Here is an 11,976-nt window from a genome sequence, read left to right on the forward strand (position 1 = left end):
CGCGTGAGTCACGCCGACGAGGCAAAAGGCGCCACGCCGGCGCCCGACGCCGCGCTTGCCGCGCCCGCCACCGATTCGACGCCGGACACGGTCGACGGCATCGCTTTCGCACGCCTGTACGGCGAGCCGCTCTTCAAGCTGCCGACCGATCTGTACATTCCGCCGGATGCGCTCGAGGTGTTCCTCGAAACGTTCGAAGGCCCGCTGGATCTGTTGCTGTACCTGATCCGCAAGCAGAACTTCAACGTGCTCGACATCCCGATGGCGGATGTCACGGTGCAATACCTCGGTTACGTCGACCAGTTGCGTCAGACCAATCTCGAACTCGCGTCCGAGTATCTGCTGATGGCCGCGATGCTGATCGAGATCAAGTCGCGCATGCTGTTGCCGGTGAAGAAGGCCGACAGCGGCGAGGAAGCCGAAGACCCGCGCGCGGAACTGGTCCGTCGCCTGCTCGAATACGAGCAGATGAAGCTCGCCGCACAGCGCATCGATCATCTGCCGCAGCTTGGCCGCGATTTCCTGCGCGCCGAGGTGTATATCGAGCAAAGCATCACGCCGCGCTTTCCCGATGTGGATAGCGAAGACTTGCGCGCCGCGTGGGCCGACGTGATCAAGCGCGCCAAGCTCGTTCAGCATCACAAGATTTCGCGCGAGGAATTGTCGGTGCGCGAGCATATGAGCACGATCCTGCGGCGACTGCAGAACTTGCGCTTCATGGAGTTCTCCGACCTGTTCGACACGAGCAAAGGCGTGCCGGTGGTCGTGGTGAATTTCATCGCCATGCTCGAGTTGTGCCGTGAATCGCTCATTGAAATCACTCAGGCCGAGCCGTTCGCACCGATCTATGTGCGCCTCGCCTATCTGCCGGCCTGAAGCCGCGAAACGGGGCTTGCGTGCGCAATCGCTGCCGCAAACGCCTCGTTTCGGTGCGGCCCCTGAACAAATCCACTACAATCCCGCGCTCCAAACCTGTCATTACCAGTGAGGCCGCGGGTCGCGCAAACCCTGATTTTTTGCGCCGACCGGGTCTCGCGCCGCGCAAGGAAATCCCAGTCCGATCATGAAAGTCATCAGCTCGATCCATGAATTGCGCGACCAGTTGCGCGGCCAGAATCGCACCGCCTTTGTGCCGACCATGGGTAATCTGCACGAGGGCCATCTCTCGCTGATGCGCCTCGCGCGTCAGCACGGCGATCCGGTGGTGGCGAGCATCTTCGTCAATCGCTTGCAGTTCGGCCCGAACGAAGATTTCGACAAATATCCGCGCACGATGGAAGCCGACATCGAGAAACTGCAGAAAGAAGGCGTCTACGTGCTGTTCGCGCCCACGGAAAAGGATCTGTATCCGGAGCCGCAGGAGTACCGCGTGCATCCGCCGCACGATCTGGGCGACATTCTCGAAGGCGAGTTCCGGCCTGGCTTCTTCCAGGGTGTGTGTACGGTGGTGATGAAGCTGATGTCGTGCGTGCAGCCGCGCGTCGCGGTGTTCGGCAAGAAGGATTACCAGCAACTGATGATCGTGCGCAGCATGTGTCATCAGTTCGCGGTGCCGACCGACATCATCGCCGCGGAAACCGTACGTGATACCGACGGCCTCGCGCTCAGTTCGCGCAACCGCTTTCTGCAAACGGCCGAACGTGCCGAAGCGCCGATGCTGGCCGCCGAACTCAATCGCGTGCGCGATGCGGTGCTCGCCGGCGATCGCGACTTCGCAAAACTCGAACGGGCGGCGATGTCGGCACTGGCCGCGCGCGGCTGGCAGCCTGATTACATCGCGGTGCGCAAGCGCTCGAATCTGCTGGCGCCGGGCGCACAAGACACGAACGCGGAGTTGGTTGTGCTGGCAGCCGCCAAGCTCGGCACCACCCGTCTCATCGACAACCTCGAAATCTGAAACCGTCTGAGTCTGCGCAAACGCGCATCAGAAGCCACAAGGGATTGGTCATGCAACGCAACATGCTGAAGTCGAAAATCCACCGTGTCGCGGTCACGCACTGCGAACTGCACTACGAAGGCTCGTGCGCGATCGACGAGAACTTGCTCGAAGCCGCGAACATCGTCGAAAACGAGCGGATCGACATCTGGAACATCAACAACGGCGAGCGTTTCTCGACGTACGCGATCAAGGGCGAACGGGGCAGCGGCATGATTTCGCTGAACGGTTCGGCCGCGCGGCGCGCGCAGCTGGGCGATCTGGTGATCATCGCCGCGTTCGCTGTGGTCGACGAAGCGGAACTGAAGGCAGGCTGGAAACCTGATCTGGTGTTCGTCGACGACAACAACAAGATCAAAGGCAGCCGCGATCACGTGCCGACCCAGAATTGGACCTAAGCTAGACCTGAGCTAGACCTGAGCCGGGCTTTCGCCGGACGGTTCCATGCAGCGGGCGGCCACGCCGCCTGCTGATTCAGTTCAAGCTTTCTTGCTCGCGCCGTTGGTCCATTGGATGATCGGCTGCCACTGCTCCAGATCCTTATCCACGCGGCTTTTCGCGACGTCCCACAAGGTCAGGCCGTGCGCCGCCAGTTGCACGTAATTTTGCGTGTCGCGCAGGTAACCCAGCACCGGTAGCTTCAACCCCTCGACAAATCGATGCAGCTGCTCCGCCGAGCGCGTGCGCGCGTCGACGCGCATGCCCACCACACCGATCTCGATCGCGCCCTTCCTGACCGCCTTCTCCTTGGCCAGCCGCTCGAGAAAATCCTGGGTGGCGAGAATATCGAACATTGACGGCTGCAGCGGCACGATCACCTTGTCGGCCAGATCCAGCGCGATATTCAGGCGGTTGCCATGCAACCCGGCCGGTGTGTCGACAACCGCGTGTTCCAGACCTCTGGGCGGTTTGGCGGGGTTTTCGAGGTCCACCTCCCAGGTCTCGATGGGCGGCAACGCAGGCGGCCGCAGCGATAGCCACGCGTGCGAGGACTGCTGTTTGTCCATGTCCGCCAGCGCGATCCATTCCCCTTGCGACGCGAAATAGCCGGCCAGATTGGTGGACAGCGTGCTTTTGCCCACGCCGCCCTTCGGATTCGCCACCACGATCACCGTCATGAATTCTCCCGGAAAGAAGGCTGGGCGCCGCCAGCCGGTTTACCGCGCAGTTTGCTCTGTCTTGCGCCGACGTGTCCTGATCCCTGCCGGTTTCAGGTTCACCCGTCGATCCAGCCGTTGATAATATCGACAAATACGCCGTGGCCGAAGCCCCCAAACGGCTATTGACTGCCCTACCCCCCTGATTTTTCCACCGAGGACCCCAATCTCATGAGCAAACTCCGCCCGGAATACACCATCGAGCGCCTGCACGAACGTCAGCAGGGCAAGCTTCCCGGCTTGCTGGGCGTGCATGTTCTGGCGCTGGAGGAAGGCGCCCTGACCGCGGAATTGACCGTGCGCGAGGAGTTGCTGGCGCCGAACGGCTTTTTGCACGCCGCCACCGTAATCGGTCTCGCCGATACCGCTTGCGGCTATGCGTGCCTCGCGCATTTGCCCGAGACGGCGCGCAATTTCACGACCGTGGAGCTGAAAAGCAATTTTCTCGGCACGGCGACGGAAGGCACGATTCGCGCGGTCGCCAAGGCCGTGCATCTGGGCCGCAGCACGCAGGTGTGGGACGCTACCGTTACCGATTCGAACGGGAAGGCGATGGCGCTGTTTCGCTGCACGCAGATCGTGTTGTATTGAATGATGCGAGGGGCCGCGGCGAGGGGCCCGAAAGGCCTTACATGCCAAGAGATAAGAGATGGCTCGCCACAAGGCAAATTTAACACCTAAGTCAATGAATTATATATATTTTCGGTATATAATTTAAAAACGTTGATTTATACCGAACAGCACATGCTTGAGCTCGCAGATGACGTAATGAGGCAGTACATTGATGCCTCGTCCGCCTTTACCGCCCTGGAGGAAGCAGAACTGGAGCGGTCGCATGTGCGGGGAGGAATGTACTGGCACAAAGGGCACAACTCCGCGCCCGATGGCTGCTATCTCGTGCGTACCACGCCGTCTGGCGGCGAGAAAAGCCTTGGCCCCCGGTCCGAGGATACCGACCGGATTTACAACACGTTCCAGGCGCGCAAGCGTGAGGCGCAGACGCGGGTGTCCGGCTTACGCAAAGCTGTGGAAAAGCAGAGCCGGATGAATAGGGCTCTGCGCGTGGGGCGAGTGAACCCGTTGATTGTCGACCTGCTCAACCGGCTCGTTACTTCGGGGTTGCACGACCATTTTCGGGTAGTTGGCACCCACGCTCTTTACGCGTATGAATCAGCGGCGGGTGTACGTGTCGATAACGCGACTATTGCGACCCAGGATATTGACCTGCTGTGGGATGTCCGCAAGCGTGTCCAGTTCGCCACAGCATTGAAGAAGCTCGATAGCTCAATGCTCGGGGTCCTGCGCAAGGTGGACCCCACCTTCAGGGTACGGGACTCGCAAAAATACACGGCAGTCAACAAGGATGGCTTCGAAGTGGACATCCTCCGGCGAGAGTCGACGGCCGATGACCCACATCCGGTGCAACTCAGTGATGACGAAAACGACTTCTGGGTGACCCAGGCACCACGTGCGCAAGAGTTGCTCGATTGTGCGGCTTTTTCTGCTGTGATTGTGGCGACCAACGGCAACATGGCCCGAATGGAAACGCTCGAGCCGATGGCCTTTGTCCGGTTCAAGCGCTGGATGGGTGGTCCAAAAGACCGCGACACCCTGAAGCGCCGGCGGGATGCCTCACAGGCGGAGGTGGTTGAGGAGATGGTTCGGGAATATCTTCCCCAATGGGATAGAAACGCGAGCCCCGAAAAAGACTCGCAATAACATTAGTTCGAGCCGTGCCCAGCAACCGCCCACCCCGACCACTCGTATATATCAAGCCGCCACTGCACGCGGCGCCTTCGCACCGCTCAGCGCCAACGCGCCACCGCCGAGCAGCGATTGCACCACCAACGTCACCGCCCAGAAGGCCGGATATTCCCAACCGCCATTCGGCGACGCGAAGCCCCAGCCGTTATGCAGATGCTGCGACGTGGCGCCGAGCATGAACGGCAGCAGCACCAACGCGACCCAGCGGACCTGCACGCCGAGCACCAGCGCGATCCCGCCGAACAGTTCGACGAACGCCGTCACGTAACCGAGCCAGCCCGGCAGGCCGAGCGAAACGAAAAACTGCGCCGTTCCCGGCAGCGTAAATACAAAAATCTTCTGCAAGCTGTGCGCGAGATACAGAACGCCCAAGGCCAGACGAAGGATCAAGGCGGCCAGATCGGCGGAGCGGTTTGAGTTCATGACGAGTCCTTTAGTAGATAGACGGCCCGCGTCGGGCGTCGACGTCAAAACTGTATTCGAACCAGATGAGGTGAAAAACCGCTTCTTGAGCTTTGATTATTTCCTGATGGGATTTAATCGCCGCCATCTGTTGCTCTTCATCACCCGATCGCAGCAAAAAGCTTCGCAAGATCGAGATGTTCGGCAAGCGTGTCGGCCAGACGATCCAGTGAAGCCTCACGCAACGCCGGGTAGTCGATTTTCTCAGCGTCGCTTAGGCCCGCCCACGCGAGCAATGCCGCGCACGCGGCCGGCGTGTCGAACAGGCCGTGCACGTAAGTGGCGAGGATCTGGCCATCGGCCGACATCGCGCCGTCGGGGTGAGCGTCTTGCACGCCGCCCAATTGCAGCGCCGGCGAGTTCAGCGCCGGACCTTGCGTCTCGCCCATATGAATCTCGTAACCGGTGACCTCGGGCGAGCCTGGCAATGCGAGACGCCCTGTCACGTTCTTGAGCGTTTTTTCTCGCGTCAGCACCGTCGAGTAATCGAGCCAGCCGAGGCCTGCGCTCGTTCCAGGCGCGCCCTCCACGCCGTGCGGATCGGCCACTTCGCGCCCGAGCATCTGCATGCCGCCGCAAATCCCGATGACGCGGCCGCCGTAGCGGAGATGCCGTCGCAGCACCGCGTCCCAGCCTTGGGCACGCAAAAAGGCCAGATCGCCCGGCACATTCTTCGAGCCTGGCAGGATGATCAGATCGGCAGGCGGAGGCGGCGTGCCGCTTCGCACGTAATGAAAATCGACCTGCGGATGCGCGCGCAGCGCGTCGAAATCGGTGTGATTGCTGATGTGCGGCAGCACCGGCACGACCACCCGCAAGGTCCGGCGGGTATCACCACTATGCGCAGCGCGCAGTTCGGGTGGCAGCATATCTTCGGCGTCGAGCGTCAGACCGTGCAGGTAAGGCACCACGCCGAGCACCGGCTTGCCGGTCTTCGCTTCGAGCCAATCGAGCCCGGGCTTGAGCAAACTGACGTCGCCGCGAAAACGGTTGATGATGAAGCCGCGCACACGCGCCTGCTCGCTTTCCGACAGGCACGCGAGCGTACCGGTCAGATGCGCGAACACCCCGCCGCGGTCGATGTCGGCCACCAGCACGACCGGACAGTCGACCGCTTCGGCAAAACCCATATTGGCGATATCGCGGTCGCGCAGATTGATCTCGGCGGGACTGCCCGCGCCTTCGACAAAAATCGTGTCGTACTTGGATTGCAGACGCGCATACGATTCCAGCACCGCCTCGAAGGCGACCGGCTTGTACTCGTGATACGCGCGTGCATCGAGATTCATGCGCGCCTTGCCATGAATGATCACCTGCGCGCCGCGGTCGCTCGTCGGCTTGAGCAGCACGGGGTTCAGATCCGTGTGCGCGGCGATGCCCGCGGCCACGGCCTGCAACGCCTGCGCGCGACCGATCTCGCCGCCGTCGACCGTCACCGCGCTGTTGAGCGCCATGTTCTGCGGTTTGAACGGCGCGACCCGCACGCCGGCGCGGCGCGCCAGCCGGCACAACCCCGCGACGAGCGTGCTCTTGCCCGCGTCGGACGTGGTGCCCTGAATCATCAGCGTGCCACGCGGCACGGGTACGGTGTCATGCGGGTTCGAAGTGGTGGTCACGGAAGGTCGGGTTCGGCGGTGAATTTGTCATAAACGCGGGCAATGAACGCGGCATTATCCCATCGTGCCGGCACGCGCTGCACGCCGGTACAATCACGCGATGATTCCTCGCGACCTCACCTTCGTTCTCGGCGGCGCCCGTTCGGGCAAGAGCGTGCACGCCGAACAACTGGCGAACCATAGCGGCCTCCCCGTCACGTACGTCGCCACCGCGCGCGCGTCGGACGACGCCGAATTCAGCGCGCGCATCGCGCATCATCGCGAGCGGCGTCCGGCGCATTGGCAGTTGTATGAAGCGGGTGTCGATCTCGCCGGCGCCGTGACGCAAATCGATGCGCCGGGTCACTGCATTCTGATCGACTGTCTGACGCTGTGGCTTGCCAACCTGCTGTGCCCGCCCGACGGAAACGGCTTGCCGCTCGATCAATATCAGGCGCACTTTACCGCGCTGGAAGCGGCGCTCATCAACGCCAAAGGGAAGATCATCGTGGTCAGCAATGAAATCGGCCTCGGCGTGGTGCCGCTCGGCGCGGCAACGCGCCTCTATGTCGACGAACTCGGACGGCTCAATCAGCGCGTCGCCGCGTTGAGCACCCAGGTCACAATGATGGTCGCGGGCTTGCCGCTCGCCTTGAAAACAGCGGGTAGCGCGTAATGCTGTCGCTTCCGCTGATCGTTACGCTGGCAACGGCGGGCGTCGCCATCGACCGTTGGCTCGGTGAGCCGCGCACCGCGCATCCGCTGGCCGGCTTCGGCAAATGGGCGCTGCGCCTCGAAGCGCGCTACAACACCGGCCGGCGCTTGCGGCTCAAGGGGCTGCTCGCGTGGTCGCTGGCGGTCATGCCGCCGGTGCTGATCGCCTGGTGGCTCGTCTCGGTGCTGCCGTTTTTTTGCGGCCTGTGCGGTGCATGTCGTGTTGCTGTGGTTCGCGCTCGGCGCGCGCAGTCTGCACGATCACATCGAGCCGATCGCGCAGGCGTTGGCGCGACGCGATCTGGCGCAGGCGCGTCTGCTGACCTCGCGCATCGTGTCGCGCGAAACCGCTCATGCCGACGAAGCGGCGCTGTCGCGCGCAGCCGTCGAATCGGCGCTTGAAAACGGCAACGACGCGATCTTCGGCGCGCTATTCTGGTTCGCCATCGCGGGCGGTCCAGGCGCGCTAGGGTTCCGTCTGGCCAACACGCTCGATGCCATGTGGGGCTACCGCACGCCACGCTATTTGCGCTTCGGCTGGGCCGCCGCTCGCCTTGACGATGTGCTCAACTGGATTCCCGCGCGCCTCACCGCGGCAAGCTATGCCGTGCTCGGCGACACACGCACGGCGCTGCGTTGCTGGCGCGAACAGGCGCCGCGTTGGGACAGTCCGAACGCCGGGCCGGTCATGGCGTCGGGCGCGGGCAGTCTGAACGTGCTGATCGGCGGCCCCGCGATGTATCACGGCGCGCTGGAACACAGGCCGACGCTCGGTTTCGGCCACCCGGCGAAGGCCACCCATGTCACGGCGGCGTTGATGCTGGTTGAACGGACGGTCATCCTCTGGCTGGCGGTACTGATTGTGCTGGCCTTGCTGAGTGTGCCGTTTCATGGTTGATCGAATGGCGGGTCGCCACGCTGATACCGGCATCACGCTCCACGACGTGGTCCACGGCGGCAATCTGCACGAAGCGGCAGAACGTTACGGCATTCCGTACGCGCAATGGCTCGATCTTTCGACGGGTATCAATCCACACGGCTATCCGGTGCCGCCGGTTCCCACCGATGCCTGGCGCCGCCTGCCCGACGAGGGTGACGGTTTTGCCGCCTGTGCCGCGCGTTACTATGGCGCGCCCGGCGCTGCGTATGTGCTGCCCGTAGCAGGAAGCCAGGCAGCGATTCGCGCGCTACCCTCGCTGCTGCCCCGTGCCCAGGTCGGCATCGCGCCGCTCACGTATAGCGAATATGCGCCTGCGTTCGAGCGGACAGGACATGAAGTCGCGCCACTGGATACGTCGTGGGACACCTTGCCCGACGCGCTCATTCATGTGGTCGTCGTGAATCCTAACAATCCGACTGCGGAGTATCTGAGCACCGACAAACTGCTGCACTGGCATGCGCAACTCGTCGCGCGCGGTGGCACGCTGTTGATCGACGAGGCTTTCGCCGATGCGATGCCTTCGGCCTCGCTCGCGGCAAGCACCCATCTCGATGGGCTGATCGTGTTGCGTTCGCCGGGAAAATTCTTTGGGCTCGCCGGTGTGCGCGCAGGTTTCGTACTCGCTGCGCCGGTTTTGCTCGAAGCATTGCGTCGCAAGCTCGGGGCGTGGACTGTCAGCGGCCCGGCCCGACATGCGGTCAACGCCGCATTCGCAGACGAAGCGTGGCAACAGCAGATGCGTACGCGGCTCGATGCCGAAAGCGCCCGTCTGGTGAGTCTGTTGCAGGCACACGGTCTCGCCACACACAGCACGCCGCTCTTTGCGTGGACCGACGACGCGCGCGCCGCCGCGCTGCATGAAGCGTTAGCGCAACGCGGCGTGTGGACGCGGCTGTTCGCGGCATCGGGCAGCGTGCGCTTCGGGCTGCCTGCGAGCGACGCCGAATGGACGCGCTTCGAAGAGAGTTTGCGCGAGGCTGTTCGATGATTCGACTCTCGCGCTTCACCATCGTCGCGGCATTGTGCGCGAGCGTACTGCACGCGCACGCCTCCATTACCGTCACCGACGACACCGGCGCAACCGTCACTCTGCCCGCGCCCGCACAGCGCGTCATCAGTCTTGCGCCGCATGCCACCGAACTGCTGTATGCCGCGGGCGGTGGCGCGAAACTGGTCGGCGCCGTGTCCTACAGCGACTATCCGCCAGAAGCGAAGGAACTGCCGCGCGTTGGCGACAACAAGGCGCTCGACCTCGAACGGATCGTCGCATTGAAGCCCGATCTGATCGTCGTCTGGCGGCATGGCAATGCGCAGCGGCAACTCGATCGCCTGCGCGAAATGCATGTGCCGTTATTCTTCAGCGAGCCGCATCATCTCGACGACATTGCCGTGTCGCTGACGAAGCTCGGGCAATTGCTCGGCACTTCGCCGAGCGCCGACGCAGCGGCGGTGGCATACCGTCAGGACATCGCACGATTGCGCGCGCAATACACGAGCCGGCCGACTGTCAGTGTGTTCTATCAGGTGTGGGATCAACCGTTGATGACGCTCAACGGCGACCATATGGTCAGCGACGTAATTGCGTTATGCGGCGGACGCAATGTGTTTGCGAAACTCGAACCGCTGGTGCCGACCGTCTCCACCGAAGCGGTGCTCGCCGCGAATCCGGAAGCGATCTTCACCGCCGCACCTGGCGCGACGCATCCGGATACGCCCCTGCCGCAACTCGATACATGGCGTGCGTGGCCGAGCCTGAAGGCGGTGGCGAACAACAATCTATTTGCGATCGACGGCGATCTGATCAACCGGCCGGCGCCGCGTATTGCGCAAGGGGCGAAGCAGATGTGCGAAGACCTGGATCTCGCGCGCTCGCGAAGGAAAAAGCGGCGCGCAGTGACGCCGCTGCGAAGGTTGTGAAGCGGGAAGTGCCGCGTTAGCGTGAGACGGCATCTGCCCGCTTGAACGGCCAGTGCTCGAATTCGGAAAGCCGCAACCGATAGCGCGCGACATTGCCCAGATACAGTTGATCGAGATCGGACTGGATCGCATCGACAAACGAAGATACATCGGCCGCGTCCACCCGATCCTGCGCAAACGTTTCGACCTCGCCGCGCGTGCCGACAAGGCCGGCGCGAATCACTTCCTGCACCACCTGTATCAACGCGTTGCGATACTTGAGACGGAACGCGTCCGGCTCGCCGATCGATTGCCGAATCGCCAGATAACGCTGACACGAGCGCTCGTACGCCCAGATAAAAACATCGCGCAACAACTCGACGCGATTGGTTTCGTACACGCCGAGCGTGCCGTCTACATAGGCTTTTTCGGGGAACGTCGATGAACGACAGCGGACACAGATTCTGCCGGATCAGCGGGATATTCGCGGTCAAACGCGAGACCCGCTTGTTGACGTCTTCGAACGGCTGCAAATACGGCAGGTGCACCATGCCGAAGAAGGCCTGCTCGAAGGGATCGTCGATCTGGGCGGCCTTGTTCAGCACCGCCTCGAAGCACTCCGCGATCTGCTGCGGCACGGCGAGCGGAAAAAATACCGTGCCGCTGATCTCCACTTCGCGCGAGCGCAAACGGCCGCTGGAGAACGGGTCGGACATCAGGTTGTCGGAAAGAATCGTCATGAAGGTTCAGTACGGTGAACCGGTTGAAGCCCACTTCGTCCCGCGCTCTCGACGATCATTTCGATCGCGGCCTTGTGATTCAGGATCAATCTGCGTTTCCTGGGCGTCCTTGCCTTCGCAATGTGCCCTTTGCTCGATCAGCCGTACTTGTATCGAGCCGCGTGTACGTATTGCCCTCGAGCCGCGACGACGCCCACGACAAATCGATCAGAAGCCGGCTCATGATGTCGCGCGCGTAGGTACCGGCGGCCGTATATCCGCCGACGTGCGCCCCCCATCTCATTGCAGACCGCCACACGACTGGCGCTTGCGAATAAATTACATGTCCTGGATTCGGACGGCAATAGCGTTTCGAGAAAGCGCGCGGTTATAGCCGACCGGCCGGCGCTCGTGCAGCGGGCCTGTTTCACTTCCGTACGCACCCTCGGAGACCGCACTCGATATCGGGTACGTAGGCCTCAACCCGAGGTGCTTGCACCAACGATGAGGCCTGTGCGGGTAAAACAGCCGCGCTGGAAGCGGCAACCTGCTTGTAGGCCACTGCGCGACCCGCGCCTTCCGAGATGATCCGCCCGCTTCGAGCAATACGTCGAGGCGACGTTGCAGCGTACGGCGCTGCATGGGATGGCAACGCGTGGCAATGCCGATGCCAGCGCGCGTATGCTCCGCCCCTCGGCGCTTGCAGCAATAAGCTGCTCGATCAGATCCAATTCTTGCTTGATGCCATTGCTGTTCATGCGCGCCACCCCAAGGTCCATGTGTCGCGATAAAT

The 11,976-nt window shown here is 62.4% G+C and carries 13 protein-coding genes and 2 pseudogenes; 9 read left to right on the forward strand and 6 right to left on the reverse strand.

Annotated elements, in window-relative coordinates:
* The first annotated feature begins 3 nt into the window (after positions 1–3).
* The 3 genes from B0G76_RS41075 to panD all read left to right on the forward strand — a co-directional run bounded on the left by B0G76_RS41075 (position 4) and on the right by panD (position 2,334).
* Complete coding sequence (locus B0G76_RS41075) at positions 4–876, forward strand: ScpA family protein (protein ID WP_120298404.1); 873 nt, start codon at positions 4–6, stop codon at positions 874–876.
* A gap of 187 nt (positions 877–1,063) precedes the next feature.
* Entirely contained in the window at positions 1,064–1,897 is an 834-nt protein-coding gene (gene panC / locus B0G76_RS41080) for a pantoate--beta-alanine ligase (protein WP_120298405.1), read from the forward strand.
* Between the two features lie 50 nt (positions 1,898–1,947).
* Positions 1,948–2,334, forward strand: coding sequence for an aspartate 1-decarboxylase (gene panD, locus B0G76_RS41085; RefSeq protein WP_120298406.1), 387 nt, complete (start codon positions 1,948–1,950; stop codon positions 2,332–2,334).
* 81 nt (positions 2,335–2,415) lie between these two features.
* Here the strand turns inward: panD and B0G76_RS41090 are convergent, their stop codons facing one another.
* Complete coding sequence (locus B0G76_RS41090) at positions 2,416–3,054, reverse strand: ParA family protein (RefSeq protein WP_120298407.1); 639 nt, start codon at positions 3,052–3,054, stop codon at positions 2,416–2,418.
* Positions 3,055–3,264: 210 nt separating this feature from the next.
* Here B0G76_RS41090 and B0G76_RS41095 point away from each other — a divergent pair, with 210 nt between their 5' ends.
* Both B0G76_RS41095 and B0G76_RS41100 read left to right on the forward strand, forming a co-directional pair.
* On the forward strand, positions 3,265–3,684 hold the full coding sequence (locus B0G76_RS41095) for a PaaI family thioesterase (protein WP_120298408.1): 420 nt from the start codon (positions 3,265–3,267) through the stop codon (positions 3,682–3,684).
* Between the two features lie 153 nt (positions 3,685–3,837).
* The gene (locus tag B0G76_RS41100) at positions 3,838–4,812 is read left to right on the forward strand and encodes a GSU2403 family nucleotidyltransferase fold protein (protein WP_120298409.1); all 975 of its coding nucleotides are present in this window, start codon (positions 3,838–3,840) and stop codon (positions 4,810–4,812) included.
* Positions 4,813–4,863: 51 nt separating this feature from the next.
* On the opposite strand, the gene B0G76_RS41105 is transcribed toward B0G76_RS41100, so the two are convergent.
* Positions 4,864–5,280 carry a DoxX family protein gene (locus B0G76_RS41105; protein WP_120298410.1) on the reverse strand — a complete coding sequence of 139 codons (417 nt, stop codon included), beginning with the start codon at positions 5,278–5,280 and terminating at the stop codon, positions 4,864–4,866.
* A gap of 140 nt (positions 5,281–5,420) precedes the next feature.
* Positions 5,421–6,881, reverse strand: a complete 1,461-nt coding sequence (locus B0G76_RS41110; protein ID WP_120298455.1) for a cobyric acid synthase — start codon at positions 6,879–6,881, stop codon at positions 5,421–5,423.
* Between the two features lie 154 nt (positions 6,882–7,035).
* Here B0G76_RS41110 and cobU point away from each other — a divergent pair, with 154 nt between their 5' ends.
* The 4 genes and pseudogenes from cobU (at position 7,036) to B0G76_RS41130 (ending at position 10,485) form a co-directional block, all read left to right on the forward strand.
* A complete protein-coding gene (gene cobU / locus B0G76_RS41115) occupies positions 7,036–7,590 on the forward strand; it encodes a bifunctional adenosylcobinamide kinase/adenosylcobinamide-phosphate guanylyltransferase (RefSeq protein ID WP_120298411.1) in 555 nt (184 codons plus the stop codon).
* Positions 7,590–8,526: pseudogene (cbiB, locus tag B0G76_RS41120) on the forward strand (adenosylcobinamide-phosphate synthase CbiB). The gene cobU and the pseudogene cbiB overlap by 1 nt, the downstream one beginning before the upstream one ends.
* Positions 8,519–9,556, forward strand: coding sequence for a threonine-phosphate decarboxylase CobD (cobD, locus tag B0G76_RS41125; RefSeq protein ID WP_120298412.1), 1,038 nt, complete (start codon positions 8,519–8,521; stop codon positions 9,554–9,556). Before cbiB ends, cobD begins: the two are co-directional and overlap by 8 nt.
* Complete coding sequence (locus B0G76_RS41130) at positions 9,553–10,485, forward strand: cobalamin-binding protein (RefSeq protein ID WP_120298413.1); 933 nt, start codon at positions 9,553–9,555, stop codon at positions 10,483–10,485. Before cobD ends, B0G76_RS41130 begins: the two co-directional genes overlap by 4 nt.
* Before the next feature lie 16 nt (positions 10,486–10,501).
* Here B0G76_RS41130 and B0G76_RS41135 read toward each other — a convergent pair whose 3' ends face one another.
* From B0G76_RS41135 to B0G76_RS43415, 3 genes and pseudogenes are all read right to left on the reverse strand, one after another.
* Positions 10,502–10,864: a hypothetical protein gene (locus B0G76_RS41135; protein WP_120298414.1), complete on the reverse strand. Its 363-nt coding sequence runs from the start codon at positions 10,862–10,864 to the stop codon at positions 10,502–10,504.
* Positions 10,865–11,003: 139 nt separating this feature from the next.
* A pseudogene (locus B0G76_RS45065) lies at positions 11,004–11,204 on the reverse strand (Fic family protein); the annotation flags it as partial.
* 458 nt (positions 11,205–11,662) lie between these two features.
* A partial coding sequence (locus tag B0G76_RS43415) for a hypothetical protein (RefSeq protein ID WP_220700826.1) occupies positions 11,663–11,976 on the reverse strand: 314 nt, incomplete at its 5' end.

It is taken from the genome of Paraburkholderia sp. BL23I1N1, from assembly GCF_003610295.1.
Classification (GTDB): domain Bacteria; phylum Pseudomonadota; class Gammaproteobacteria; order Burkholderiales; family Burkholderiaceae; genus Paraburkholderia.